Origin of the sequence: Halorientalis pallida (assembly GCF_004118325.1) — an archaeon.
GTDB lineage: Archaea > Halobacteriota > Halobacteria > Halobacteriales > Haloarculaceae > Halorientalis > Halorientalis pallida.
The window spans coordinates 160,808-185,830 of the sequence record NZ_RDFA01000001.1 but is presented as its reverse complement, the minus strand read 5'-3'; the positions used below and the strand labels follow the sequence as shown (position 1 = coordinate 185,830).

The 25,023-nt window shown below is 66.7% G+C and carries 34 protein-coding genes; 13 read left to right on the top strand and 21 right to left on the bottom strand.

What is annotated here, in order from left to right; all coding sequences use genetic code 11:
- The first annotated feature begins 14 nt into the window (after positions 1-14).
- The 6 genes from EAF64_RS01065 (at position 15) to EAF64_RS01040 (ending at position 4,890) form a co-directional block, all read left to right on the top strand.
- Positions 15-650, top strand: coding sequence for a class I SAM-dependent methyltransferase (locus tag EAF64_RS01065; protein ID WP_129067130.1), 636 nt, complete (start codon positions 15-17; stop codon positions 648-650).
- Positions 647-1,123, top strand: coding sequence for an Rpp14/Pop5 family protein (locus EAF64_RS01060; RefSeq protein ID WP_129067129.1), 477 nt, complete (start codon positions 647-649; stop codon positions 1,121-1,123). The genes EAF64_RS01065 and EAF64_RS01060 overlap by 4 nt, the downstream gene beginning before the upstream one ends.
- Positions 1,124-1,125: 2 nt before the next feature.
- Entirely contained in the window at positions 1,126-1,914 is a 789-nt protein-coding gene (gene psmA / locus EAF64_RS01055; RefSeq protein WP_129067128.1) for an archaeal proteasome endopeptidase complex subunit alpha, read from the top strand.
- A 114-nt stretch (positions 1,915-2,028) separates the two neighbouring features.
- Complete coding sequence (locus tag EAF64_RS01050; protein ID WP_129067127.1) at positions 2,029-2,754, top strand: ribosome assembly factor SBDS; 726 nt, start codon at positions 2,029-2,031, stop codon at positions 2,752-2,754.
- Between the two features lie 125 nt (positions 2,755-2,879).
- Positions 2,880-3,815, top strand: a complete 936-nt coding sequence (locus EAF64_RS01045) for a S49 family peptidase (protein ID WP_227738849.1) — start codon at positions 2,880-2,882, stop codon at positions 3,813-3,815.
- Positions 3,808-4,890, top strand: a complete 1,083-nt coding sequence (locus EAF64_RS01040; RefSeq protein ID WP_129067126.1) for a DUF4350 domain-containing protein — start codon at positions 3,808-3,810, stop codon at positions 4,888-4,890. The genes EAF64_RS01045 and EAF64_RS01040 overlap by 8 nt, the downstream gene beginning before the upstream one ends.
- Before the next feature lie 9 nt (positions 4,891-4,899).
- Here EAF64_RS01040 and EAF64_RS01035 read toward each other — a convergent pair whose 3' ends face one another.
- Positions 4,900-5,235, bottom strand: a complete 336-nt coding sequence (locus tag EAF64_RS01035) for an FUN14 domain-containing protein (RefSeq protein WP_129067125.1) — start codon at positions 5,233-5,235, stop codon at positions 4,900-4,902.
- A gap of 167 nt (positions 5,236-5,402) precedes the next feature.
- Between EAF64_RS01035 and hflX the strand changes: the two genes are divergently transcribed.
- On the top strand, positions 5,403-6,719 hold the full coding sequence (gene hflX, locus EAF64_RS01030) for a GTPase HflX (RefSeq protein ID WP_129067124.1): 1,317 nt from the start codon (positions 5,403-5,405) through the stop codon (positions 6,717-6,719).
- Here the strand turns inward: hflX and EAF64_RS01025 are convergent.
- The 7 genes from EAF64_RS01025 to EAF64_RS00995 all read right to left on the bottom strand — a co-directional run bounded on the left by EAF64_RS01025 (position 6,711) and on the right by EAF64_RS00995 (position 11,971).
- On the bottom strand, positions 6,711-7,541 hold the full coding sequence (locus EAF64_RS01025; RefSeq protein ID WP_129067123.1) for a M48 family metallopeptidase: 831 nt from the start codon (positions 7,539-7,541) through the stop codon (positions 6,711-6,713). The two genes, hflX and EAF64_RS01025, sit on opposite strands and share 9 nt — an antisense overlap.
- A 66-nt stretch (positions 7,542-7,607) precedes the next feature.
- Entirely contained in the window at positions 7,608-7,832 is a 225-nt protein-coding gene (locus EAF64_RS01020) for a hypothetical protein (RefSeq protein WP_227738848.1), read from the bottom strand.
- Positions 7,832-8,623 carry a M48 family metallopeptidase gene (locus tag EAF64_RS01015; RefSeq protein ID WP_394345743.1) on the bottom strand — a complete coding sequence of 264 codons (792 nt, stop codon included), beginning with the start codon at positions 8,621-8,623 and terminating at the stop codon, positions 7,832-7,834. The genes EAF64_RS01020 and EAF64_RS01015 overlap by 1 nt, the downstream gene beginning before the upstream one ends.
- A gap of 141 nt (positions 8,624-8,764) precedes the next feature.
- Positions 8,765-9,316 carry a cyclic pyranopterin monophosphate synthase MoaC gene (gene moaC, locus EAF64_RS01010; protein ID WP_129067120.1) on the bottom strand — a complete coding sequence of 184 codons (552 nt, stop codon included), beginning with the start codon at positions 9,314-9,316 and terminating at the stop codon, positions 8,765-8,767.
- On the bottom strand, positions 9,309-10,745 hold the full coding sequence (locus EAF64_RS01005; protein ID WP_193767530.1) for an NAD(P)H-hydrate dehydratase: 1,437 nt from the start codon (positions 10,743-10,745) through the stop codon (positions 9,309-9,311). The genes moaC and EAF64_RS01005 overlap by 8 nt, the downstream gene beginning before the upstream one ends.
- 2 nt (positions 10,746-10,747) lie before the next feature.
- Entirely contained in the window at positions 10,748-11,026 is a 279-nt protein-coding gene (locus tag EAF64_RS01000) for an acylphosphatase (protein WP_129067118.1), read from the bottom strand.
- A gap of 36 nt (positions 11,027-11,062) precedes the next feature.
- Complete coding sequence (locus tag EAF64_RS00995) at positions 11,063-11,971, bottom strand: DNA-3-methyladenine glycosylase family protein (protein ID WP_129067117.1); 909 nt, start codon at positions 11,969-11,971, stop codon at positions 11,063-11,065.
- Between the two features lie 142 nt (positions 11,972-12,113).
- On the opposite strand from EAF64_RS00995, the gene EAF64_RS00990 reads away from it, so the two are divergent.
- Positions 12,114-12,614 (top strand): DUF555 domain-containing protein, encoded by a 501-nt coding sequence (locus EAF64_RS00990; RefSeq protein ID WP_129067116.1) that lies wholly within the window; start codon positions 12,114-12,116, stop codon positions 12,612-12,614.
- A gap of 102 nt (positions 12,615-12,716) precedes the next feature.
- Here the strand turns inward: EAF64_RS00990 and EAF64_RS00985 are convergent, their stop codons facing one another.
- Complete coding sequence (locus EAF64_RS00985) at positions 12,717-12,953, bottom strand: UPF0058 family protein (protein ID WP_129067115.1); 237 nt, start codon at positions 12,951-12,953, stop codon at positions 12,717-12,719.
- Positions 12,954-13,177: 224 nt separating this feature from the next.
- Between EAF64_RS00985 and EAF64_RS00980 the strand changes: the two genes are divergently transcribed.
- Positions 13,178-13,582: a translation initiation factor IF-2 subunit beta gene (locus EAF64_RS00980; protein ID WP_129067114.1), complete on the top strand. Its 405-nt coding sequence runs from the start codon at positions 13,178-13,180 to the stop codon at positions 13,580-13,582.
- Here the strand turns inward: EAF64_RS00980 and EAF64_RS00975 are convergent.
- The 6 genes from EAF64_RS00975 to EAF64_RS00950 form a co-directional block, all read right to left on the bottom strand.
- Positions 13,579-13,758 (bottom strand): DUF7836 family putative zinc-binding protein, encoded by a 180-nt coding sequence (locus EAF64_RS00975; RefSeq protein WP_129067113.1) that lies wholly within the window; start codon positions 13,756-13,758, stop codon positions 13,579-13,581. The genes EAF64_RS00980 and EAF64_RS00975 overlap by 4 nt on opposite strands.
- An 83-nt stretch (positions 13,759-13,841) precedes the next feature.
- Complete coding sequence (locus EAF64_RS00970; protein ID WP_129067112.1) at positions 13,842-14,822, bottom strand: transcription initiation factor IIB; 981 nt, start codon at positions 14,820-14,822, stop codon at positions 13,842-13,844.
- Positions 14,823-15,065: 243 nt separating this feature from the next.
- Positions 15,066-15,872 (bottom strand): DUF4397 domain-containing protein, encoded by an 807-nt coding sequence (locus tag EAF64_RS00965; protein WP_193767529.1) that lies wholly within the window; start codon positions 15,870-15,872, stop codon positions 15,066-15,068.
- A 119-nt stretch (positions 15,873-15,991) separates the two neighbouring features.
- Positions 15,992-16,294 (bottom strand): hypothetical protein, encoded by a 303-nt coding sequence (locus EAF64_RS00960; RefSeq protein ID WP_129067111.1) that lies wholly within the window; start codon positions 16,292-16,294, stop codon positions 15,992-15,994.
- Positions 16,295-16,348: 54 nt separating this feature from the next.
- Entirely contained in the window at positions 16,349-16,624 is a 276-nt protein-coding gene (locus EAF64_RS00955; RefSeq protein ID WP_129067110.1) for a winged helix-turn-helix domain-containing protein, read from the bottom strand.
- A gap of 459 nt (positions 16,625-17,083) precedes the next feature.
- Positions 17,084-17,368 carry a DUF357 domain-containing protein gene (locus tag EAF64_RS00950; protein WP_129067109.1) on the bottom strand — a complete coding sequence of 95 codons (285 nt, stop codon included), beginning with the start codon at positions 17,366-17,368 and terminating at the stop codon, positions 17,084-17,086.
- 129 nt (positions 17,369-17,497) lie between these two features.
- Here EAF64_RS00950 and EAF64_RS00945 point away from each other — a divergent pair, with 129 nt between their 5' ends.
- On the top strand, positions 17,498-18,550 hold the full coding sequence (locus EAF64_RS00945; protein ID WP_129067108.1) for an NAD(P)/FAD-dependent oxidoreductase: 1,053 nt from the start codon (positions 17,498-17,500) through the stop codon (positions 18,548-18,550).
- Here the strand turns inward: EAF64_RS00945 and EAF64_RS00940 are convergent.
- Positions 18,547-19,128: a hypothetical protein gene (locus tag EAF64_RS00940; RefSeq protein ID WP_129067107.1), complete on the bottom strand. Its 582-nt coding sequence runs from the start codon at positions 19,126-19,128 to the stop codon at positions 18,547-18,549. The two genes, EAF64_RS00945 and EAF64_RS00940, sit on opposite strands and share 4 nt — an antisense overlap.
- A gap of 43 nt (positions 19,129-19,171) precedes the next feature.
- Here EAF64_RS00940 and EAF64_RS00935 point away from each other — a divergent pair, with 43 nt between their 5' ends.
- Complete coding sequence (locus EAF64_RS00935; protein WP_129067106.1) at positions 19,172-19,405, top strand: hypothetical protein; 234 nt, start codon at positions 19,172-19,174, stop codon at positions 19,403-19,405.
- A gap of 192 nt (positions 19,406-19,597) precedes the next feature.
- Here EAF64_RS00935 and EAF64_RS00930 read toward each other — a convergent pair whose 3' ends face one another.
- Together EAF64_RS00930 and EAF64_RS20690 are read right to left on the bottom strand one after the other, a co-directional pair.
- Positions 19,598-20,632, bottom strand: a complete 1,035-nt coding sequence (locus EAF64_RS00930) for a hypothetical protein (protein ID WP_129067105.1) — start codon at positions 20,630-20,632, stop codon at positions 19,598-19,600.
- 85 nt (positions 20,633-20,717) lie between these two features.
- Entirely contained in the window at positions 20,718-20,855 is a 138-nt protein-coding gene (locus EAF64_RS20690) for a hypothetical protein (protein WP_193767528.1), read from the bottom strand.
- A 151-nt stretch (positions 20,856-21,006) separates the two neighbouring features.
- Here EAF64_RS20690 and EAF64_RS00925 point away from each other — a divergent pair, with 151 nt between their 5' ends.
- Positions 21,007-21,297 carry a DUF7545 family protein gene (locus tag EAF64_RS00925; protein ID WP_129067104.1) on the top strand — a complete coding sequence of 97 codons (291 nt, stop codon included), beginning with the start codon at positions 21,007-21,009 and terminating at the stop codon, positions 21,295-21,297.
- A 28-nt stretch (positions 21,298-21,325) separates the two neighbouring features.
- Here EAF64_RS00925 and EAF64_RS00920 read toward each other — a convergent pair whose 3' ends face one another.
- Positions 21,326-21,988 (bottom strand): 2,5-diamino-6-(ribosylamino)-4(3H)-pyrimidinone 5'-phosphate reductase, encoded by a 663-nt coding sequence (locus EAF64_RS00920; protein WP_129067103.1) that lies wholly within the window; start codon positions 21,986-21,988, stop codon positions 21,326-21,328.
- 99 nt (positions 21,989-22,087) lie between these two features.
- Here EAF64_RS00920 and EAF64_RS00915 point away from each other — a divergent pair, with 99 nt between their 5' ends.
- Positions 22,088-23,137 carry a bactofilin family protein gene (locus tag EAF64_RS00915; protein WP_227738881.1) on the top strand — a complete coding sequence of 350 codons (1,050 nt, stop codon included), beginning with the start codon at positions 22,088-22,090 and terminating at the stop codon, positions 23,135-23,137.
- A 2-nt stretch (positions 23,138-23,139) separates the two neighbouring features.
- Here EAF64_RS00915 and EAF64_RS00910 read toward each other — a convergent pair whose 3' ends face one another.
- On the bottom strand, positions 23,140-23,400 hold the full coding sequence (locus EAF64_RS00910; RefSeq protein WP_129067101.1) for a DUF7513 family protein: 261 nt from the start codon (positions 23,398-23,400) through the stop codon (positions 23,140-23,142).
- Positions 23,397-24,971 (bottom strand): Na+/H+ antiporter NhaC family protein, encoded by a 1,575-nt coding sequence (locus EAF64_RS00905; RefSeq protein ID WP_129067100.1) that lies wholly within the window; start codon positions 24,969-24,971, stop codon positions 23,397-23,399. Before EAF64_RS00905 ends, EAF64_RS00910 begins: the two co-directional genes overlap by 4 nt.
- Positions 24,972-25,023: the final 52 nt, after the last annotated feature.

Sequence of the window (25,023 nt, the reverse complement as noted above, 5' to 3'; positions counted from 1 at the left end):
GCCCTGGCGCGAGTATGAAGAAGAGTCTCGAAGAACACGCCGCTCGCTTCGACGAGAAGGCCGAGGGGTACGACGACGACGAGACCCCCGAGTACCGCGCCTGTGCCGGCCTGGTCGTCGAACACGCCGCGCCCGAGGCCGACGACACCGTGCTGGACCTGGGGACCGGGACCGGCGCCATCGCCCTCCAGATCGCGCCCGACGCGGGGCGGGTGATCGGTCGAGATATCAGCGACGGGATGCTCGACCGGGCCCGCGGGAAAGCTGCCGAGCGTGGCATCGAGAACGCCACCTTCGGGACGGGGCGGTTCCGCGAGCCGAACGTCGACGACCCGGTCGACGTGGTGACGACGAACTTCGCGATGCACCACCTCAGCGACGACGAGAAACGGGAGGCTATCGAGGTGATCGCGGGTCTCGATCCCGACCGGTTCGTCCTCGGCGACGTGATGTTCTTCGGTGAGCCGGACCCCGAGGAGCCGTTCTACAGCCCCGAGGTCGACGATCCGGCGACCGTCGGGACGCTCGCCGACGCGCTGACCGACGCCGGGTTCGCGCTGACGCGCGTCGAACGAGTCCACGAGCAGGTCGGTGTGCTGGTCGCGGAACGGGTCCCGGCCGAACGCGCAGTCGTGCCACAGGACCGATGAAACACCTCCCGAAACACCTCCGGCCGCGGTGGCGGTACCTGGCGGTACGCATCGAGGGCTGGCCCGACGCGGCGTTCGACCGCGGGGACTTCCAGCGCCACCTCTGGTACGCCGCACAGAATCTACTGGGCGACGCGGCGAGTGCGGACGTGGACCTGACGGTCGTGCGATTCGCGTTCGCGGACGGCGACGGGTGGGCGGCGGTGCGGACGCGACGTGACGAGGTCGACCGGGCGCGGGCCGCAATCGCGACGGTCGAGTCGATCGACGGCCAGCCCGTCGGCTTGCGGGTGGCGGGCGTGAGCGGGACCGTCCGTGCCTGTGAAGAAAAGTATATACGAAGCGCTCCGGAAATCACCACAGAGAGAGCGGTCGCTTTCGAGGGCGCCGAGCGGACGGCGGTGGTGCGGGACGGCCGCGCCGACGTCCGACTCGAATCGGCGTTCGCGGGCGCGACCACACTCGATTTGTAACCATGCAGGGACAATCACAACAGCAGGCCTACGACCGGGGAATCACCATCTTCTCCCCGGACGGCCGCCTCTATCAGGTCGAGTACGCACGCGAAGCCGTCAAGCGCGGGACTGCGTCGATCGGCATCCGCGCCGCCGACGGCGTCGTCCTCGCGGTGGACAAGCGTATCCGGTCGCCGCTGATGGAACGGTCGAGCGTCGAGAAGTTGCACAAGGCCGACGACCACATCGGCATCGCCAGCGCCGGGCACGTCGCCGACGCCCGCCAGCTGATCGACTTCGCGCGGCGCAACGCACAGATCAACCAGCTCCGCTTCGGCGAGCCCATCGGCGTCGAGACACTGACGAAGGACGTCACCGACCACATCCAGCAGTACACCCAGATCGGCGGCGCACGCCCGTTCGGCGTCGCACTCATCATCGGCGGCATCGACGCCGACGGCGAACCGCGCCTGTTCGAGACCGATCCCTCGGGCACGCCCTACGAGTGGAAGGCCCTGGCCGTGGGTGCCGACCGCGGCGAGGTCCGGGACTACCTCGAAGAGCACTACGACGAGGGGATCGACCTGGACGAGGCCGTCGGACTGGCGCTTTCGGCGCTGGGCTCGGTCAACGACGACGCGCTCCGGCCCGAGGCCGTCGGGCTGGCGACCGTCGGCGTCGACGACCGGGCGTACAGCCAACTCACCGACGACGAGGTCGAAGAGCACCTCGTCGATCTGGACCTGCTGGCGGACGAAGACGCAGCCGACGGTGACGAGACGACGGACGACGACGCTACCGAGGAGTAACGTCGTCACGGAGCGTCGACGAACCGAACCGCTGCGATTTCTCGCACTGCACCCGCGAAAACTCCGGTCGGGAGCCGGGAAACACCTTTTAGCCGGGCCACACAACCCCCAGGTATGATTTCGCTCGACGAGGCGGTGACGGCCCGACTGGAGTCCCACGGGGAGCGATTCGAGGTGTTGATCGATCCCGACGCGGCACTCGCGATCAAGCGCGGCGAGTTCGACGGCGACCTGGAGGACGTCATCGCCGCCGAGGACGTGTTCGAGGATGCCTCCCGCGGCGACCGCCCGCCGGAGAACGCCCTCGAAGAGGTCTTCGAGACTACGGATCCCCTGGAGATCATTCCACAGGTGGTCGAAGACGGTGAGATCCAGATCACGGCCGAACAGCGCAAAGAGATGCAGGAACAGAAGCACAAACAGCTCGTCCAGCACATCACGCGCAACGCGGTCAACCCGCAGATGGACGACGCCCCGCACCCGCCCGAACGCATCGAGAACGCCCTCGAAGAGGCGGGGTTCAAGATCGACCCGATGGAACCCGTCGAGAACCAGGTCGACGAGGCACTCGACCTCCTGCGCCCGGTGATCCCGATCCGGTTCGACGAGATGACCGTCGCGGTGCAGGTGCCACCGGATTACGCCGGCTCGGCACAGGCCCAGATCCGACAGTTCGGCGACCTCGAACGCGAGGAGTGGCAGTCCGACGGTTCGTGGGTCGGCGTCATCACGTTCCCCGCCGGGATGCAAAACGAGTTCTACGACGTGGTGAACGAACACACCAGCGGGGAAGCAGAGACCCGGATCATCTCCGACGAGGACGATATCCCGACGCGCTGAGTGAGAGACGACAACCATTTGATATATAGCTGGAACCGAAGTGTCGCCGTGCTCGGAAACGTCTGGAAACTAGTTGTTGGTTTAGAAAACTTTCTACGTGAGTGTATCGACGCTGGGCCTGCATCATGTCAGCAGAAAATGGGGCGGGCGGGACTGCCACGTGGCTGTACGTGGTGGTCGCGGTCGCCGCCGTCCTGATCGGTGTGTTACTGGCGCCCCAGGCGATGCGCCTCACGCAGGGGGCCGGCCAGGACACGCCGGATTCGGTCGCAGTGGTCCCGATCGAGGGGCCGATCACGAGTTCCACGGCGGATCAGATCAACGCGAACCTGCGCGAGGCCCGCCGGAACGACTCGATCAAGGCTGTCGTCTTGGACGTGAACAGCCCAGGTGGCACAGTCCCCGCGAGCGAGGCACTCTACCTCGCGGTGAACAGAACGACAGCGGCCGGCATCCCCGTCGTCGCGAGCGTCAACGGCCAGGGTGCCTCGGGCGCGTACTGGGCGATGATGCCCGCCAGTCGCATCTACGTGACGCCCGGCTCCATCGTCGGGAGCGTGGGTGTCATCGGCACCAAACCCGCCGGTGGCGCGGCCGGAAGTCAGATCATCACCGGTCCGGACAAGGGCGCCGGCGGCACCGAGGCCGAGTTCCGTGACCGCGTCGAGATGCTCAGACAGCAGTTCGTCACCACCGTCACGAACGAACGCGGCGACCGCCTCGAACTGAGTCGGCAGGAACTGTCGTACGCGAAGGTCTACGCCGGGTCGGTCGCCCAGCGCAACGGCGTCGCCGACGAGATCGGCGGTATCGACGCGGCGATCCAGCGGGCCGCCGAGAACGCCGACCTCGAGGACTACGCCGTCACCCGGATGGACCCGCCGGAACAACCCGGCCTGGGGATCATCCTGGGGAGCCAGGAGACCGGACGGACCAACGACTCCGGGACCCGTCGGGTCGTCGTCGAACAGTCACCGTTCGACTACGACGGTGTCGAGACGCCGCACTATCTGGCCCTGTACGGGCTGCCCGAGCGAGGGGAGGTGAGCGACGATGGCTAACGTCCCCAAACTTGTCGGCGTGTTCGCCCTCGTGTTGGCGCTCGTGCTGGCGATCGCTGCGGCGATCCCACTGCTCGCCTCGCCGAGCGGAGACGCCAACCCCAGACCGCAGGACCCCGCATCGTTCGAGCCTGGGACGATCGTCCCACAGGAGTTGAGTCAGAACGGTTCGGTCAGCGTGGACGCCGGCAGCGACCGGAAGGTGGTCCTGATCGACCGGGCACACGAGAACGACTTCGACCGCGAAGAGATCGAACCGATGGTGGACGCGCTGGTCGAACAGGGCTACGAGGTTCGATTCCACGGCGGCAGCGGACCGGGCGGGGCACCGTCGCCCTCGGCCGGCCCCGGGTCGAGCAGTCCGCTGAACCAGTCGCTCCGTGGCGCTGACGCGTTCGTCGTAATCTCGCCGGACCGCCCCTTCACCGACGCGGCACGACGCGGGGTCGCGGACTTCGCCGAGCGCGGCGGCCGCGTCGCGCTGCTGGGCGAACCCACGTCGCAGAGTCCGGCCATCGTCGGCATCTTCGGTCCGGCACCGCAATCGACCGCGGCCAGTCAGATGACGCCGCTGTCCTCCCGGTTCGGCATGAGTCTGTCGACGGGCTACCTGTACAACATGCACGAGAACGGGAACAACTTCCAGAACGTCTACGCCACGGCGGCGGGCGACGGCCCGCTCACCGAGGGCGTGGACCGAGTGTTGTTCGACCGGGCGACGGAAGTCGCAGTCGGCGGCGACGCCTCGGTAGCGCTGTCCGCCACTGACCGCACCGCGCTGTCGACGACTCGCCAGCAGGGCGGCTATCCTGTCGCCGCGGTCAACGGCAACGTCGCCCTGATCGGCGACACGTCGTTCCTGACACCCGCGAACTACCAGTACGCCGACAACGAGGTGCTGATCGGCAACCTCGCCGAGTTCCTCGTGACGGGTGAGAAAGAGCCGAAACCGAAGCCGACCGCACAGCGGCCGGGCGTTCCGCCCGGAGCGGGCCAGCCGCGACCGCCGTCGGCCGGGCCGCCGCCGACGAACGGGTCGACGCCGCCGTCGACGGCGACGCCGGCGGCACCCTGAAACGCTGCGTTATCCTTTTTTGAAGCCGACCAGGAAACCGCCGCTGAAGCCCGCAGTCACGGGCAGCGCCGCGAGCAGGCTCATGATCCAGCCGGGGGCTTCCGCCGCCTGATCCGCGCCGTCGCTCGCCGCGCCGGTGATCGCGCCCCAGTTGACCTGGAGGACGCCCTTGGTTTCGAGGAACTTGAACAGGGCCAGTTCGAGCCCGACGATGATGGCGATGATCTTGGCGATCTTCTTGGCGGCGAACCCGATGACGCCACCGATAACCGCGCCACCCCCGACCTCGAGGCCGATCTGCTGGGGGTCCAGCCCGGCGACCTGAAGCAACGTTGGGTCTACCATGTCACATCAGTTAACTGAGTACGCCGGTATAAGGCTTTTGTGCCCGTCTCCGTGGTGCTGACGCCCGTCAGACGCGGCTGCAGGCTTGGACGTTCAGCGGGACCGACAGGACGTGTGACGGGTGGTGGCCCTGTGTTTAAATAGCATCGCGCCGTAGGTTCGATCGAGTGACGGCGACACACAGCGAGACGGAGCGAGCGGTTATCACCAAGCGCGTGGACTCGGGGACGCCCGACACCAGCGAGATCCGCGAACTGGCCCGCGCGGCCGGGTACGAGGTCGTCGGCGAGGTGACCCAGACCCGGACGGAAGACCCAGCGATGCACGTCGGGGAGGGGAAAGCAGAGACCATCGCAGCCACGGCTGTCCGCGAGGACGCGACGGTCGTCATCTTCGACAACCAGCTGGGGCCCTACCAGACGTACAACCTCGGGAACGAACTGCCCGAGGACACCCGTGTGATCGACCGGTTCCGCCTCATCCTCGAAATCTTCGGCCAGCGGGCACAGACCCGGAAGGCACAGCTCCAGGTCGAACTCGCGGAGTTGCGCTACGAACTGCCCCGCGCCGAGGCCAAAGCCAGCCTCGCCAAACGCGAGGAGCGGCCCGGGTTCATGGGGCTGGGCGAGTACGACGAGAGCCGGGAACGGGACATCAAGGCCCGCATCTCCCGCATCCGAGACGAACTGGAGAACATCGAACAGACCGAGCAACACCGGCGTGAACAGCGCCGCGAGTCCGGGTTCGACCTCGTCGCGATGGCGGGGTACACCAACGCCGGCAAATCGACTCTGTTGCGTCGGCTCGCCGAGGACCTCGACATCGACGAGAACGAGGAGTTACACCCGGATCTCGACACGACCGCCGAGAGCGAGGACCGCCTGTTCACGACACTCGGCACCACCACCCGGAAAGCCGAGATGGATCGCCGGGACGTGCTGGTGACCGACACTGTGGGGTTCATCACGGATCTGCCCCACTGGCTGGTCGAGTCGTTCAAGTCGACGCTCGACGCCGTCTACCGTGCCGATCTCGTTCTCTTGGTGGTCGACGTGAGCGAATCCGTCGAGGAGATCCGCGAGAAACTCGTCACCTGCCACGACACCCTCTCGGAGCGCAACCAGGCACCCATCGTCACGGTCCTGAACAAGATCGACCGGGTGGACGAGGACGAACTCGGACGCAAGCGGGAGGCGCTCTCGGCACTGGCCCCGAACCCGGTGGCGATCAGCGCCAGGGAGGGCGAGAACGTCGACGCGCTCCGGGACCGTATCGACCACGAACTCCCGCCGTTCGAGCGCGAGCGCCTCGTGATGCCGATGACCGACGACACTATGAGCGTGGTCTCGTGGATTCACGACCACGCCCACGTCGACACCGTCGACTACGGCGAGCAGGTGATCATCGAGTTCGAGGCTCGACCGAAAGTGGTCGAGCAGTCACGGGCCAAGGCGGGCGACCTCGTGGCCGCCGAGTCAGTCTAGCAGCGACGGCGCGAGTTTGGCGACGCGTCTCTCCATCGGCGGGTGGGTCGCGAACAGGATCGAGAGCAGGCCGCGCTTCCCGCCGAAGATACAGAGCGCGCCGACGCTGTCGTCCACGTCCGGCGCGTCCTCGTGGTGGCCGACCTCGTTGATCTTGACCAGCGCACGCGCCAGCGCTTCGGGGTCGTCCGTATAGTCGGCGGCGTCGCTGTCGGCGACGTACTCCCGATACCGCGAGATGGCGAGTACGAAGATCATCACGACCGCGTTGACGACGATACTCAACAGCCAGGCGACGAGCGACCCGACGAGACTGTCGTCGGCCAGCGCGACGACGAGAAACACCGTCATCGAGACCAGGGTGGCGATGGACTGGCCCAGCAACATCACGATGGAGTCGCGGTTCTTGACGTGGGCGAGTTCGTGGGCCAACACCCCTTCCAGTTCGTCCGTCTCGAGCAACTGGAGCAGGGTATCGGAGACCACGACCACGCCACCACCCTTCCGACCGACGGCGAAGGCGTTCGGTACGCCCATCTCGCCGACGAGCAGGCGGGTCCCCTCGACGCCCATGTCCGCACAGAGGCTGTCGAACCGCTCTTGGACCTCTGGGTACTCGTCGGCGGGGAATTCCTCGCCGTCGACGCTACGGATCGCCATCCACTTGGCGAACTTGTACTGGCCGGCGACGAAAAGGAGCGTCAACCCGACCAGTATCGGCAGGTTCGCCAGCGGTTCCAGAAACCGCACCAGTGCGGCGTAGAACGCGAACAGCACTACGCCGGAGACGGCCATCCGGATCTTCAGCCCAGGATGTCTCATACTGACTGACTGTACATTGAATTGATCAAAAACCTTCGCCCTGTTCGACGGGATGAACTGGGGGCGTCAGACCAGCGTGTAGGCGAAGTAGCCGCCGCCGACGAGCAACAGGACGCCTACGGCGCGAACGATCCACTGCCAGGTGTCGGGCGCGCCTGCTTCGCCGTACTCCCCGTGTCTGTCACCCGTCCAGCCGGCAGTGTACATCCGGACGACGGCCTGGGGGAACGCGAGGAACCCGAGTCCGAGCGCGACGCCGAGCACTGCGGCGAGCAGTTCCCGGGTGACCATCAGTAACTGCGGAGGCGCTCGATGCGTTTCTCGGTGTCGGGGTGGGTCGAGAGCAGGCTCATCCCGCCGCCGAAGATACAGAGCGCGCTGACCTCCTTGGCCTCGGCGGTCGGCTCACTGCGCTGTGCGCCGGCGGAGATCTTCTCGAGGGCCCGCGCCAACGGGTCGCCCCGGCCCAGAGTCTCGGCGGCCGTGCGGTCGGCGACGTACTCGCGGTGCCGGGAGATGGCGAACACGAACAGCATGACGAGCAACTGGGCGATGTTGCTCACGATGATACCGAGGAAGATGTCGACGAGCTCGTTGTCGCCGGTCAGGATCACTGCGAAGTAGGCAGCGAAGCCGATGATCGAAGCGATCCCCTGCCCGAGTTGCATGATGATCGAGTCGCGGTTCTTGAGGTGAGCCAGTTCGTGAGCGACGACGCCTTCCACCTCGTCCTGGTCGAGCAACTGGAGGAGTTCACGCGACACCGCCACGGTACCGCTTCCCTGCCGACCCAGCGCGAAGGCGTTGGGGACGCCCATCTCGACGAGGTAGAGGTCCGGCTTGTTGATACCCATATCCTCGCTGGTGCGCTCGACGAACCGGTGGAGCTCCTGGAACTGGCCTTCCGGGAGTTCCTGTCCCTTGAGCGACCGCAGTGTGAACCACTTGCTGATCTTGTACTGGGCGGCCACGAACAGGACGCTCAGCCCGATCAGTAACGGGATCGGTACCTGGAACACCAGGTAAAAGAACGACATCGCGATCGTGTAGAAGGCGAACAGGATCGAACCGACGATCGCCATTCGCAGTTTGAGTCCGAGGTTGCGCATTGCTGTGCTGATAGTTGGTCGTTCGCGAACTTATGTTTCGTGGTCGGGACACAACCAAAAAGTACTCCAAGGCACGGAACGGAGCCGAGCGGTCGGCTCGCAGGCCGGTCGCCGTTAGGACTCGTATTTCTGTTTCTCCACCACTCGCACCTCCCGGATCGCCGTGTCGGGGTACTGTCCGTCCCCGTCCTTCTCCGCGGCCTTCACCATGTCCCAGACGACGTTCAGGCCCGTCGTCACGCCCTCCAAGGCCTCCATCTCACAGCCTGTCTTCCCCGTCGTCTCGACGGCGACGGTCGCGACCACCCGATCCTCGCGCACGTCGAACTCGCAGTCGACGTTCGTGATCGGGATCTGGTGGCACATCGGGATCGTCTCCCAGGTGTGTTTGACCGCCTGGATCGCGCCGATCCGAGCCGTCGCCAGTACGTCGCCTTTCTCGACCTGATCGTCCCGGATCGCCTCGACGGTCGAGGGCTGGAGTCCGATCTCCCCGCGAGCAACCGCCCGGCGATTCGTGTCGGGTTTGTCGCCCACGTCGACCATCTGCACGTCGCCCTCGTCGTCCGTGTGGGTCAGTTCTTCGCTGCCCTCCGTGGCGGTCGCCCCGACTTCGTCGAGGGGGTCGTCGTTCTCGCCGCTGTCACCCTCGCCACCCTCACTCATCGGCACCACCCCACAGCGCCGTCGGGAGTGCGTCCACGAGGTCTGGAGCGACGAGGCCGTGGCCGAACTCCTCGACCGCGATGTCGCCCGCACGTCCGTTCGCGTACGCGGCGATGGCCCCGGCGTGGATCGGCTCCTGGGTGGCCACCAGTGCGCCCGACGCCCCTGCCAGCACGTCGCCAGTGCCGCCGACGGTCATCCCGGGGTTGCCCGTCCGGTTGACGCGTGTCGTCTCGCCGTCGCTGATCACGTCGTAGGCTCCCTTCACCAGTAGTGTGTGGCCGAGGTCGGCGGCGAACGACTCCACCAGTTCGGCCCGCGTCTCCCAGCTCTCGTCCGTCTCCCCGCCCATCGTCCGGAGTTCGCCCTGGTGGGGCGTACAGAGCAGGGTGGCGTCGGTGTCGGCCTCGGGGACGACCTGCAGGGCGTCGGCGTCGACGACGGCCCGCCCGTCGAACTCGCCGAGGAACTCCTCGACGGCTTCGAGCGTCCCCGTCGCGTTGCCGAGGCCGGGACCGATCACGACCACGTCGTGTTCGACGGCCCGGTCCAGCAGCTGGTCGACGTGGCTCGGTTCGAGCAGGTCGCCGGTGAACGGCCGGACGATGATCCCCTCGGAGAAACTCTGGACCTCGCGGGCGACCGAGGAGGGACAGGCGACCCGCACGAGGTCGGCTCCGGCCCGGAACGCGGCCTGGGCGGTGAGCGCCGGCGCGCCGGTGTAGGGACCGCCGCCGATCACCAGTACTTCGCCGTGGTCGCCCTTGTGGCTCTGGGGGTCCCGGGAGAGTCGGAGGAGATCGCCGCGTTCGACGAACCGCTCGGCGGCCTCGGGGATGCCGATGTCCGCGACGGTCACGTCGGCGTCGAGATCGACGAGTCCGGGCTTCTGGTCGTGGAACGTGACGACGTGGTCGGCGTCGACGGCCGCGCCGGCGGCCTCGCCGGTGTTGGCGTCGACCCCCGAAGGGACGTCGACGGCGACGACAGTCGCGTCGGTCTCGGCGATCCGTTCGGCGGCGGTGGCCTCCGGTTCGCGGAGCGCGCCGGTGACGCCGGTGCCCAGCATCGCGTCGACGACCACGTCCGGGTCACCCAGGTCGAGTCCGGTCGAGTCCCGGAGCTCGCGGGCGTCGACCTCGGCCCGCTGGAGTGCATCCCAGTTCTCCCGGGCGATGTCGGTCGTGATGGTCTCGGCGCGGCCCAGCAGGTGGACGGTCACGTCGTAGCCCTTCAGGAAGCGTGCGGTGACGAACGCGTCGCCGCCGTTGTTCCCGCGCCCGGCGACGATTGCGACCTGGCTCCCGGACTCGGCCACGTCGCGAACGACCCGTGCGACCGCGCTGCCGCTGGATTCCATCAGCTGTTTCCGCGGGACACCCAGCGCTGCGGCGTTCTCGTCGAGGACGGCCTGGTCCTGGACGCCCATCATCACCACTTCACCTCGAAGCCGTCCAGACCCTCCGGGTCTTCGTACTCGACGTCGACGTCGTCGACGCGTGCCCGGGGGCTCCCGTCGTGACACCACTCGACCAGCGTCTCCACGTCCCCCTCGGGTCCCTCGAAGACGGCTTCGACGCGGCCGTCGTCCAGGTTGCGAACCCAGCCGTCGAGGCCCTGCTCCCGGGCGGTGTCGCGCGTGTTCGCGCGGTAGTAGACCCCCTGGACTTTGCCGGTGACGTGGACGTGTGCACGGACGCGCTCGCTCATAGCCCACCCTTCTCTCGCCGCCGACGAAAACCTTGGTCACTCGCCGCCGTTCCGAAGGTAGTGGAAGACGTAGGTCTGGGCGTAGCCTGCGTACTCGCCCCCGAACGCTTCGCGGATCGCCCGCGACGTCTCGGCGTAGGATCCCCGGTCGCAGTCGGGGTAGTACTCCTCGATGGTCGTCCTGATCCACGTGTCGAGCGGCACCGCCTCCAGGAAGTCGAGCGAAAACAGCAGGACGCAGTCGGCGACTTTCTCGCCGACGCCGACGAACTCCGTGAGGTACTCGCGGGCCTCCTCGTAGGGCAGGTCCCGGGCCTCGTCGGGGTGGGCCGTCCCGCCGGCGACCATCTCCGCAGTCCGCTGGACGTAGGGCGCACGGTAACCCAGGCCTACTTCGCGGAGCAGGGCCTCCGTCGTGTCGGCCAGTGCCCCGGGTGTCGGATAGGCGTGGTAGGTCTCGCCGTCGAAATCGACCGGCTCGCCGAACTCCCGCCGGAGCGCCAGCTGCATGTCGTGGATACGGCCGACGCGCATCTGGGCCGAGCAAATGAAGGAGATCAGCGCGCCGAACGGTGGGTCCCGAACCAGGCGCATCCCGCGGTAGGTGTCGAACGCGTCGCGGAGTAGTCTGTCGTCGGGGGTCCGGCGGCGGATGGCGTCGAGATCGTCGTCGAGCCGGAGCAGGTACCGGAGGTGTGGTTCGGCGTCGACGTGTGACTCCCACTCCAGCGCGCCGTCGACCTGACGGACGCGGAGGACGGCGGGTTCGGACCGCTCCTCGTGGCGGACGGTCGTCCAGTACCAGGCATCGCCGCCGTGTGCCCGCTCCTCCTCGTAGGTGGTGCCGTCTTCGCGGGCCCACAGGTACGATTGGCCGCTCTCGACAGTCGACTGGAGATCGACGCCGCCGGCGAGGGTCGTCGCGTCGATTCGGCCCCGTTGCATCGTCGGTCGGGACGGACCGGAACGGCTTGGGGGTTTCGAGTTCGGATCCGGTGACGGAACGGGGGTGGGAACTCTGGGAAGGCACAGAATACCGCGTGAACGGACACCAATCTTCTTACCGTTGGACAGCTAACAGCAAGGTATGAACTGCAGAGTTGTCGTAGAGGCCGCAGTTCCGGTCTACGACGTCGAAACACCGGACGAGGCGGTCCGGATCGCCATCTCGAAGACCGGTGAGATGCTCAACCCCGACCTCAACTACGTCGAGATCAACATGGGACAGCGATCCTGTCCCCACTGCGGCGAGGAACAGGAGCCCGCCTTCATCGCCGCGGACGAGAGTCTGGTCGCGCTCGAACTGGAGATGACCGTCTTCAACGTCGAGCGGGAGGAACACGCCGCTCGGATCGCTCGCAAGGAGATCGGCCAGCGACTTGAGAACATCCCGCTCGACGTCCTCGAGATCGAACCCATCGACGAGGAGACCGACGGGGACGACACGGACGACTCGGAGACCGAGACGGCGAGCGAGAACGAAACCACGGTGGACGAGATCACGTCGGACACGGACATTGGAGAGCGGGAAGGGGAAGGGGAAGGGGAGGAAGTGTTACCGGAGTTCGAGGAGCTCATCGACGAGTAGCGCCGTTTTCGCCGAACCAGAACGACAGTCCGCAGCGGCGGCTGGGTCCGGCAGGGCCGTGGCTCCGGAGTCGCAAGTATAGCGAGAACGAAGAGAGACGGCTCAGTCGGCAGCGGCCGGAACCTGCTCGGACTTCTCGTCGCCCATCTCCGAGGTGATGCCCCCAGCGAGCGCGAAGACGGCGTCCTTGTGGTCGTCCTTGGACATGTGAATCGAGGTCGGTCGAACGTTTACACGCTCGTACTCGTCGTGGTCGACCTCGTTGCCTGTCGTCTCTTCGTAGTGGTTCTGCACCTGTGCAAGCAGGCCGTGAAGATGGATGAGCTCCTGCTTTTTCATAGTCACCCATGCGTTACAACTGAAGGGTTATAGTACTACTCTGAGGCCCGTTAACACACGGCCCTGCCGTAGCGCCGTCCATACACGGGTTTTCAAATGATTCACATTCGGGGAGGAACCGGTGAGGAGTTGTTTACTCCCCGACAATCGGTGTATTTTCCGGGGGCGAGGCTGGCGCGCACTCGGTTGAAAGGTTTTTGGCTCGCGCACGGCATGCTCGAGATATGGACTACGAGGACCAGCTCGACCGGGCGATGGAACAGACTCCCGACATCGAGGGCAGCAGTGACCGGTTCGACGTCCCCGAACCGGAGGTCCGCCAGGAGGGGAACATGACCGTCTACGAGAACTTCCAGGACACGACGTCTCGCCTCGGGCGCGAGGACGATCACGTCGTGAAGTTCCTCCAGAACGAACTCGGGACCAGTGGGCACATCGACGAGAGCGGGCGCGCGCGGCTGACGGGGGAGTTCAGACAGAGTCGTATCCAGGACGCACTCGACGAGTACGTCGACGAGTTCGTCCTCTGTTCGGAGTGTGGACTCCCGGATACGAAACTCGAACGCGAACGCGGGGCGCTCGTCCTGCGGTGTGAGGCCTGCGGCGCGATCTCTTCGACGAGCGGCTAACTCAGCGTCTTCAGTGTCTCCAGATCGTGTTCGGTGCGCGTGAACTCCGCGAGCCGCCGGCTCGCGTGGCAGTTCGGGCAGTGAAAGGTCCGCTTGTGTGAGGGCAGATCGTTCGGCGACGACTCCCAGCCCTTCCTGCACTCGGGACAGAGCAACCGGACGTATGTCTCGGTCATGTGTGACCTGTTGACAATCGGCAGGGGCAAAAAGGTTGTCGCCGGCTGGCCTGTCGTGTCCGGCCCAGGAGCGAGGCGGCCGTTCAGGCCGCCGTCAGGTCGTGTTCCGCTTCCAGGAGTTCCTTGTACCGGTTGCGGATGGTGACCTCGGAGATGCTGGCCACGTTGGAGACTTCCGACTGGGTCACCTTCTCGTTGGTGAGCAGCGAGGCGGCGTAGACGGCGGCCGCGGCGAGGCCGACCGGGGACTTGCCCGAGAGGAGGCCGGTCTCGCGGGCGCTGTCGAGTAGTTCCCTGGCGCGGCGCTCGGTCTCGTCCGACAGGTCGAGGTCCGAGGCGAAGCGGGGGACGTAGCTCTCGGGGTCGGCGGGCTGAATTTCGAGGTTCAGCTCGCGGACGATGTAGCGGTACGTCCGGGTCATCTCCATCTCGCCGACACGGGAGACCGTGATCATCTCGTCGATGCTCCGGGGCGTGTTGGCCTGTCGGGCGGCGGCGTACAGCGCAGCAGTGGCGACGCCCTCGATGGACCGTCCCGGCAGGAGGTCCTCGTCGAGTGCACGGCGGTAGATGACGCTGGCGGTCTCCCGAACGTTCTTCGGGAGGCCGAGCGCCGAGGCCATGCGGTCGATCTCGCCCAACGCCTGCTTGAGGTTGCGCTCCTTGGAGTCACGGGTGCGGAACCGCTCGTTCCAGGTGCGGAGCCGCTGCATCTTCTGTCGCTGGCTGGAGCTCAGCGACCGCCCGTAAGCGTCCTTGTCCTGCCAGCCGATGTTGGTCGAGAGTCCCTTGTCGTGCATCATGTTCGTGGTCGGGGCTCCGACCCGGCTCTTCTCGTCGCGTTCGCTGGCGTCGAACGCACGCCACTCGGGCCCGCGGTCGATCTCGTCTTCCTCGACGACCAGGCCGCAGTCGCCACAGACCGTCTCGCCGTGTTCCGTGTCGGTCACGAGATTACCGCCACACTCCGGGCAGGTCGTCTCGGACTCCGTTTCGGTCGTCTCCTCTGTGATCTCCTTCTCCGTGCGTTCGGTCGATATCGTCCGGGTTGTGGTGTCGCTCATGGGGGGTTTACTCTGGGTTGCCGGCGGCGAAAGCCATAAAAAATTGCCGGCGACTTCCTAACTGTTAGTAAGTGCGAAAGCCATATAAATGTTTCGCTAATCCGAGGGGCTCGGATCGGGCGTGTGGGTCCCGGTATCGTGCCTCTGTATGTCGATTTCACAGGGCTTACTGTTGCGGACCGGTACGTTCGGCCGGCAGTGTGTCGGCGTGTCAGCGAGGACCGGGGTGGGAGCCCGAGTTCGTTACTGGGTGTCCTGAGCGACGACCAGCTGGAGGGCTTCGTCGGTCGGCTCGTCGTCGGGCGACAGGTAACCGGCGGCGAAGACGGTGTAGCCGGTCCCGCCGTTGAGCGAGAGGTCCTGATCCAGCACGATCTGTCCGTCGTCGTTCTCGTTTGCCGCCCGGACCTGGATCGTGTAGTCGTTGCTTTCGACGGTCGTGGACGCGGTCTCGCCGTAGGCCACGTCGTCGAAGATGGCCGCGCCGGTCGCGTTCACCGTCACGTCGACCGCGGGCGCGTCCGGGGCGGCGTGGACCAGCCGGACCCGGGACATGTTCCCGCCGGGGGTCTCCCGGTCGTCTTCGAGGACCAGCGGCGAGAAGGCCTGTCCGTCCTCGGCCAGTTCGCCGGCCGCCGCGATGGTGTAGTCGGCGGCGGCGAGTTCGAGGTCCTGCTCGAAGACGGACGTACTCATGTCGCCCGCCGCGGTGATCTCGACGGTGTGGGTCCCGGGCGCGAGTTCGAGGTAGCCACTCACGTCGGTGAACGCCACGTCTTCGAGGACCGCGGATCCGTCCACGTAGACGTCGACGTTGGGCGCGTCCGGCGAGAGGTGGGCCACCCGGACGGACGCGCTGCCGTCCATCTCACTGTCCATGTCGCCCTCGGTCGTCTCGTCGTCCATCCCCTCTGTCGTCTCGCCCTCGGTCATCGCGTCCGTCTCCGTGGGTGTGTCCCCGGAGTCGCCGCCCTGGCTACAGCCCGCCAGGCCGACCGCGACTGTTCCACCGAGCGCTGCGAGTACGCGTCGCCGTGTTCTGTCTGCCATCGTCAGGGTAGAGCGGAGACACATAAAAGTGGATTTGCCGGAAACCCACCGCACTTTCACCCAAATTCGTGCAGAAACCCTCGGAAATGGGACAGCGGTGGTCGCTACGGAGGTGTAGCTCAGTCGAACGCCGACCAGGTGAGGACGAGCAGCGCGCCGAGTTCGAGCACCTGGACGAACATCATCGCGCGGCCGGCGATGGGTGCGGCGCTGTTCAGTAGCGTCGCGACCTGCGGGTCCAGGACGTAGTAGTAGAAGGCCAGGAGGTTCTCCGCGAGCAAGAGGAGGGCGAACAACGAGAGCGCCAGGGCGTGCTTCGAGCGGAACTGCCGATAGTTCCGGCCCCAGATACCGAGCAAGGCTACGAGCAGGACCACGTTCACCGCGGTCGCAGCGCCCGCCGCCGTCAACCAGACTCCCATCTGTCCCTCCGTTCGTCGTGTCCTCGAATATAGTCTTTCCCAAATTCGGCCATACTAGTCGACCTCTGCGATGATCTCTTCGATGGTGTCCCAGTGGTGACTTGCCCGATCGGTCAGGAGATAGACCGCACCGTAGTCGTCACCGCTCTTCTCGACGACGCCGTTGTCGATCAGCACGTCGAGGTGGTGGCGAACCGTCTTGTAGTCCAAGTCCAACTCCTCGGCCAACTGATTCGCGTTGCGCGGACGGTCCTCGATAGTCCGGAGGATACGTGCCCGGTTCGCACCGCCACGCGTCCCAGTCAGCACGTACCACAGGACACCCTCCATTCCCACGGAAAAAGTACCCCCACGCCAGTTAATAATACCGACACGCGCCGGACTCGGCCGAAAAGAGTCGACGTCACGGACGCCCACCACACGTCGCCGTTCCGGCCGAACCGCTCCGACAGCGGAGCCACGTCCTCGGCCGGCACCAGGTCGAACGCCTGGTCGTCGGCGTCCGCCTGGCGGTTCCAGCAAGCCCACCGCGAAGGCCGTGTAGGTCGCCCCCAGGTCCGTTTCCGCCGAGAAGTCGGAGACGCTCTCGTCGCCACCGGCCGGGCGCACCGACAGGTCGTACTCCAGCGGCGGCAGGTCGAGGGGATTCGCTCTGCTCCCGGAATTCGAGGTCCCTCGTAGCATCGGACAAGCATCACTTTCTCGGTTCTCACCCGAACTCCGCCCGGTTGAATCGGAAAACTGGGCCAGGGGGAGTCGTGAACGACCGGTGGGGATACGAAGGTAGTCTCAGACGGTGAAGAGGTGTCCCTCGTCCGGGACGTCGAAGAGGCCGATGCGCGCGCCCGCGTCGAGCCAGGCGTGCCCGTAGGAAAACGCGGCGAGGGCGTTGACTGGATCGTCGTCGGCCCGGAAGTGACGGCCGTCTTCGAGGTAGGAACGGGCCATCTCCTCGCACTCGGCGGCGGCGTCGCCCAGCGGCGAGTCGGGCGGGACGGCCACCTCCGCGGCCGCGAGCGCTTCGGCGAGCAGGTCCTCGTAACGGTCGGTCTTCTCTGCCAGTTCGGCGGGCATACGTCACCCATCCGGTCGTTCGGTCCTAAGCGTGTCGCCGCGTCCACGACTGGGGTTCCGGACGACGGCTGTGTCCGAACCGTACAGAACAGCGTAGGGTTAATACGCCGGCCCCGACTATCCTCTCACATGACTGACGAGGCCGTCGAACACCGGAGACTCATCATCGCTGGTTCGGGAATCGCGGGCCTGAGCGCCGCGATATACGCCGCTCGCTCGAACAACGACCCGCTCGTGCTGGAGGGTGACGAGCCGGGCGGGCAGCTCACGTTGACGACCGACGTGGCCAACTATCCCGGTTTCCCCGACGGGATCAGCGGTCCCGATCTGGTGAACAACATGAAAGAGCAGGCTCGGCAGTTCGGGACGGAGATCGACCACGGGATCGTCACCGACGTCGACGCCGAGGACCGGCCGTTCCGCGTCGAACTCCGCGACGGGACGGTCTACACCTGCGACGGACTCGTCGTCGCCTCGGGTGCGAGCGCCCGCACGCTCGGCATCCCCGGCGAGGACGAACTGATGGGCTTCGGCGTCTCGACCTGTGCGACCTGCGACGGCGCGTTCTTCCGCGGCGAAGACATGCTCGTGATCGGCGGCGGCGACGCCGCGATGGAAGAGGCCAACTTCCTCACGAAGTTCGCCGACACGGTCTACATCGCCCACCGTCGCGAGGAGTTCCGCGCCGAGGACTATTGGATCGACCGCATCCAAGAGAAAGTCGACGCGGGCGACGTGAAAATAATGAAGAACACCGAGGCCGTCGAGATTCACGGCTCCGAGGAGGACGGCGTCGACCACGTCGACCTGGTCCGCCACCCCGAGGGTCACCCCACCGACAAACTCGACGACCCCGACACCGAACAGATGCAACTGAACGTGGGCGCGGTGTTCCTCGCCATCGGCCACACGCCCAACACAGAGTACCTCGAAGGGACGGGCGTCGAGATGGACGAGGCCGGCTACCTCGAGACCCAGGGTGGCGACGGCGGCGGACAGACGAAAACTGCCGTCGAAGGTATCTTCGGTGCCGGCGACGTCGTGGACCACCACTACCAGCAGGCGGCGACGGCTGGTGGGATGGGCGTGAAGGCCGCGCTGGACGCCGACGACTACCTCGAAGACGCGGTGACAGCCGAAGCAGTTGAGGCCGAGGGAGCGAGCGCCGAAGCCGACGACTAATTGGGGTAGGTAAAGAGGGCGACGAGCGCGAGGCCGCCAGCGTAGAGCGTCAACAGCCCGGTGAACAGGGGCCCGAACGTGTAGTTTCGCGTCGGTGTAACGATCACGAATGCCGGAAGCAGATACGCGAGCAGGAACCCGAACGTCCAGGCGGCCAGTTCGCGTCGTGATCGACAGCGGTTCTGACTGCTCCAGTGAACCACTGCGAGGAGGCCGGAGAGAAAGACCAGTCCGAGCAGGTGTATCTCCGCGAAACTCGTGAAGACGACCGGTGCGAGGGCGGCCGCGACAGCGAACGTCGTCAGGTGACCAGTGGCCCACCCGTCGGGCCCGAACACGACGTAGCTGTTCTCGTAAATCACCGGTCCCATGTCCGCAGTCCGTGACCAGTCACTCGCACGGCTGATCGTCAACTGCCGCCCGTCGACGGCCACGTCGTAGCACCGGTCGTTCCCGTGGACGAACGTGGGATCGTTCGTGACGGTGGTGGCCGGTGGACCGACCACCCTAAATCGGTCGACGACGACCTCCCGGCCGGCGAGGTAACCGCCATACTGGAAGTAGTCGACTCGTACCACGCCGCCGGGATAAGTCGTCCCTGCATCGGGATCGGTGAACCGGATGGTAACCGTCCCGGAGCGATTCAGCGTCGCCGAGACGTTCCGGACTGGCCCGGTCCGTTCGACCGGGAGTCCGGGCCCCCTGTTCGAGGGTTTCGTTCGCAACGCTGTCCAGCAGGGTCGGATTCCGGCGGAATCGTTCTACCGCCTGGCCGCTGGCGAGTCGGTTCCGGACCGTCCAGCGGGCCACGCCCTCCTCGTCGATCCGGACCGTCGCGGTACTGTGGGTCAGTGATCCGTTCAGGTTCCTGTCCGCGACGGTTTCGGTGAAGCTCGATCCGCAGGCGGCACACAGCGGCCGAGGCTGTGGGCTGGCGGCGACACCGGCGACCAGCGTGAGTGCGAGGGCGGCAAGGACGCACGGGACCAGGCCACGACGCACGCCTGACAGTTATCCAGTGTCGGCATCCGTTTTCTGTAGACTCGGCTACGTGTCCGAGCCGACGGTGTCACTCTCGTCGCTGTCCAGAAGGACGCCGAACCCGTACCAGCCGCCCACGCCGACGGCGATAGCGATCACCACGCGGACGAGGTTCGGGATGGGTCCGAGTGAGATGCCTACTGGCCGATAGACTGCCCCGAACAACGCGCGCGTTGGGAGCAGGTACAGCGAGATCGCGACGCCCAGCCAAAGCACCAGCGCGTCGCGGTCGAGTGACTCACCGCGGCGACGCCGGAACCAGAGGACTGCACCCAGCGCCAGCGCGAGCGCGACGGCTCCGACGAGTTGCGCCGCGACCAGTCCGTGGAGGAACTGCGGGACGGTCACCGAGGCGATGGCGACCGTCGCTACCGGGCCGTCCCACCGTCCGGGCGGCGCGAACGCGAGGAAGAACCGGTCGCCGGGCAGGGCGGGCGGATCGGTCGCGTTTCCGGTGAATGTGAGTGTCCGAGTCTCGACCGTGCCGTGGTCGCCGACTGCGGACTCGACCTCGTTGGCCAGCGTCGTGTCGGGCGGGCCGACGACGCGGAGTCGGTTCACGTCGACGAACCAGCCGGTGTGGGGGCCGTCCGGACGGAACACGTCGACGAGGACGACGCCGCCCGGGGCCTGCCGCGCGACGGTCGGCTCCAGAAACCGGAACCGGATCGTGTCGTTCGCGACGGTGACCGACTGGAGCCGGACCTCCTCCGGCGCGGTGTCGTCGGTGTGGTCGGCCGCCTCGGCGGCGATAGTCCGGGCGAGTTGGTCGTCGCGCGCCAGGGCCGAGGGGTCCTCGAAGGACTCGTTCGGGCCGGTGGCGTACCTGTCGGGCACTCCTGGGGCGAACTGACTGGTGGCGGTCCAGGTGGCACTGCCGTTCCGGTGGATCCGCATAGTCGCGTTGCTCTGCGTCACGTCCAGGGCGATGTCGTGGCGATGGGCGGCCCACTCCAGCCCCTCTTGACAGGGTGCGCAGACGGACTCCGGCGGCGGTGCTGCGGTGGCGGGGACCACCGCGAGCGCGAGGAGGAGGGTCATCGCACGGGGCGGGCGAACCACTGGTACGGTCGGTGACACGTCGGCGGCGGGCAAGTAGATTTCGACGGGGTGGCTCGGGAGGCGTCTACACGTCGACGTCCGTGTCGCCGTCCCTGCTTCCCGTTTCGCGGTCGACCGTGCCCAGCGCGTCGGTCAACTCGACGTACAGCCAGCCCACGGTGATCGCGAGCGTCAGCACGAGCAGGATCCCGGACCCGATCATACAATTACGTTCCGAACACGCCGTAAATAGCTCGCTAACAGGTATATTGAGAGCTCCGTAGGGATCAGAGCCATCAGTAGTGCTCCGTGACGTGACTGGTCGGTCCTGCCGGACCCAACAGATGCTTTAGGCCAGTCTGCCAAAGGGGGTCATGGCATATCAGGACACTGCGACGCTCACCATCGAGACCGAAGACGGAACCAGCGACGAACTCGAGATTCCGACCGGCCTGCTGGACATGCTCCGGGAGGGCGACGAGTCCGACCCCCAGATCGTCGGCGACATCGCGATGATCGGGCTGGCCCAGCGCATCCACGGCGCGATCCACCACGCCCAGGGAGAACCCGGCGAGGAAGTCGAGGCCGCCGAAGACGTGACGATGGACCTCTTCGAAGAGCGGTTCGGGCAGACCTTCGCCGACATGACCGGCCACGATCACTGACCGTCGGAAACTACACCGCGATCTTCTCTCAGGAGACCTCCCACTCCAGCAGCGCGCCCGCGTCCAGTCGCTCGACAGAGTTCAACGACAGTTCGGGAAACGCCTCGGTGAAGCCGTCGCCGTCGGCCAGCGTCGGGGCGTCCCGGCCGCCGATGATTTTGGGGCCGACGAACACCGACAGTTCGTCCACCAGGTCCCCCTGAAACAGCGAGAAGATGAGTTCGCCGCCCCCCTCGATCATCAGTTGCTCGACGCCTTCACCTTCCAGTTTTCCGAGGGCCGTCGTGAGGTTCACGCGGTCGTCGCCGGTAGCGAGGACCGTCGCGCCGGCCTCTTCCATCTGCTCGACGAAGTCCGTCGGCGCGGCCTGGCTGACCAGCAGGTAGGTGTGGGCTGCGTCGTTGAGGACCGTCGCGTCCGGCGGCGTCCGGATGCGTGAGTCGGCCACGACGCGAGCGGGGTTCTCCGGGTCGCCACGCTCCCGGCGGGCCGCTTTGCGTTCGGCGCTGTCGATGGTCAGCGACGGGTCGTCGGCCAGCACCGTACCGACGCCGACCATGACCGCGTCGCTGTCGGCCCGCAACTGGTCGACCCGGTCGAAGTCGTCGGGGCCGCTGATCTCGATCTGCGTCCGCTCCCGCGAGGAGAGCTTCCCGTCCGCACTCATCGCCGCATTGACGACCACGCGCATACCTCCCGTTCAAACCCGGGCGACAACCGTCTTACGGAACCGTGGGAACCGAGGCGAGGCTTTTGTGGACGGCGGGTGATGTATCCAGCGGTGACTTCGATGTCGGCACTCCGATCCCACAGCCGTATCGCCCTCCTCACTGTCCTGCTCGTCCTGTTGGGGCTGTCGGTCTTGCCGGGAACCGCGGCGGCCGAAACCCGGACCGGGGGATCGGTCGTCGTCGAGGCGAACGAAACCGTCGACGGCGATCTCGACGCCTTCGCCGGGTCCGTCGTGATCAGTGGTACCGTCACCGGCGATCTGAACGGTGTCGCCGGCAACGTCCGGATCGTCGGAACCGTCGACGGGAACGTGTCCGTCGCCAGCGGAACCGTCGTCGTACTGCCGAACGCGACCGTCGGCGGGAACCTCGATGCGGGTGCCGAGACGGTGACCGTCGCCGGACGCGTCGACGGGGACGTCAACGCCGGTTCGCGCCTCCTCAGGCTCACCGACACGGCTTCGGTCGGCGGCGACGTGACCTACGGGGAGACGCTGGAGCGCGCGCCGGGTGCCGTCGTCGGCGGCACGGTCCAGCGAGGAGACGTCGGCGGCGGACCCGCCGCTCCCGGACCGGAGATCCCCTCGCTCGTGTTCTCGGTGTACTTCCTGCTGGTCAACGCCGCACTCGGCGTGATCCTGCTCTTGGTGTTCCCGGAGTTCTCGCGGGCCGTCGCCGACCGCGCGGTCGACGCGCCGCTGAAAAGCGGCGGTGTGGGACTGCTCGCGCTGGTGGGTACCCCCGTCGCGCTCGTGGCCATCGCACTCACGGTCGTCGGACTTCCCATCTCCTTTCTCGGAATCTTCGTCTTCCTCGCGGTGGCCTGGACCGGGGCGATCTACGGCCGGTACGCGCTCGGCACGTTGGTGACCGACCGGCTGGGTGTCGACAACCGCTGGCTCGCACTGCTCGTCGGCCTGGTGGCCGCGTTCGCCCTGAAGCTCCTGCCGGTCGTGGGTGGGGTCGTCGAACCCCTGGCGGTCCTGTTCGGGCTCGGCGCGCTGGTCACCGTGCTGGGCTCGCGGTACCGGCGCCACCGCCGCGGCGCGGCCACCGCCGAGGGCCCGACGGACGATGGCGGGCCGGGGACAGCCGGCGAGACTGCCTGAACTCAAAACGTCGCGGTCCCCAGTACGTCCAGCAGGTCCGCCTCGCCCCGGTGGGTCTCCTCGTCGAAGGCGGTGACTCGGACCCGGACCTGCGTGTCGGCCGGAACCGACTCGTCGAGTTCGAGCCGCGAGTCACCGATCCGGAGCACGCTGGTTCCGCCGTCGGCGTCGGTGACGTAGGCGACGAGTTCCGCGCCCGGTTCGAAGGTCGGCCTCCGCGACCGGAACCGCCAGCCGGCCAGGAACTTTTCGAGTGAACTCATGCGCGTTCCACCTCCCCAGCCTCGCGGTCGGCGACGTATTCACGCCCGAAGCCGGTCCAGGCGGCGAACAGGAACATGGCGACCAGGAGCCAGCCGTGGAACACGTAGGGGACGACGGCGACGGGATTGACCATCATGCCGGGTTCGAACCAGGCGTACTGGTCGGGGAGGCCCTGCATGGCGGCGACGCCGACCAGCACGCCGCCGGCCCACGGGAAGATGTACCCCAGCGCGGAGGTGTTGGCGTCGAGGATGTTCGCGCGACGGTAGCCGTTGAGGTTGAACCGCCGGCCGATGGTCGAGATGTACGGCGCGATAGCGATCTCGGCGGCGGTGTTGATCGTGATCATCGCGTTGACGGCCGCGGTCCCCAGCACCATCGTGGTCTCGGCGCGGGTGACCGTCGTGGCGACCCGGGAGAGGAGCCAATCCTGGAGCGCGGCGAAGCCGCCACCTCGGATCATGATGCGTGCGCCGGCGACGATCAGCAAGGTGAGAACGATCAGCGGGAAGAAGCCAGCGGCCCCGCTGTAGAGACTGCCGGCGACGCCGGCCGACTCGCCCGAACCCGCGACCTCGACGATGGGGAGCCAGGAAACCGCGTCGGCGACGCCCGAGCGGGCCGGCGCGCGGAAGAGGAGCATCTCGGCGGGTCCAGCCAGGTCGAACACGAGGTTGAACGCGACGGCGACGATGAGGCCCCACGAGATCGCCTCGACGATGTGGCGGCCCCGGACGGCGCTGGCGATCACGACGCCCATCGAGACGAGGTGGAGGAGCCCGGCGGGGTTGGCGCTCTGGACGAACACCTCTCGGGCCTGGCCGGCGACCTCGATCCCCTCCATGAGGTTGCCGGCGACGATGTAGGCGACGAACGCGATGATCGCCGGGACGATCGCGTACTTGAACCGGGAGGCGACGACGCCCCCGATGTCTGCGTCCTGGGTCACCGCACTGACGATGGTGGTGTCGCTGACGGGCGCGAGGTTGTCGCCGAACACCGCACCGGAGAGGATCGCACCGAACACGAGGACGGGGCTCGCGCCGAGGAGGACGCCGGCGGGGAAGAAGAGGGTGGTAAAGGCGACGGCGGTCCCGTAGCCCGTACCGATGCCGGTCGCGAGCAACGCGGCGAGAATGAACGTGGCGGCAGGGAACAGCGCGGCGCCGATGTCCAGCGCGCTCGCGGCCCAGACGAGACCGTCGACGAAGCCGCCGGCCTGCAGGGTCGATGCGAACATCCCTGCCCACAGCCAGGCGACGATGGCCGTCGCGGCGACGCGCTGAGTCATCCCCTCGAAGATCGTGTTCGCGTAGCTCTTCCAGTTCCCGCGGACGAACAGCATGCCCACGATGAGCGACAGGAGCATCCCGATCACGAGGCCGGTGGTGTCAGAGATGCCGAACAGGCCGCTCTGGACGATGGCCCAGACGATGAACAGGCCGATCGGGAGCGCACTGACCCCTTTCCCACCGTAGAACTCGATGGTGGGCTCGTCCTGTTCCGCTACCTCGGCCAGCTCCGCCTCGAACGGTTCGTCACCGGGATCGTCGTCGTCTCTCCGTGCCATCGAGGGTCGTTCTCAGACCGCAGATACAAGCCTGACGGTCGTTGCGGTGAGG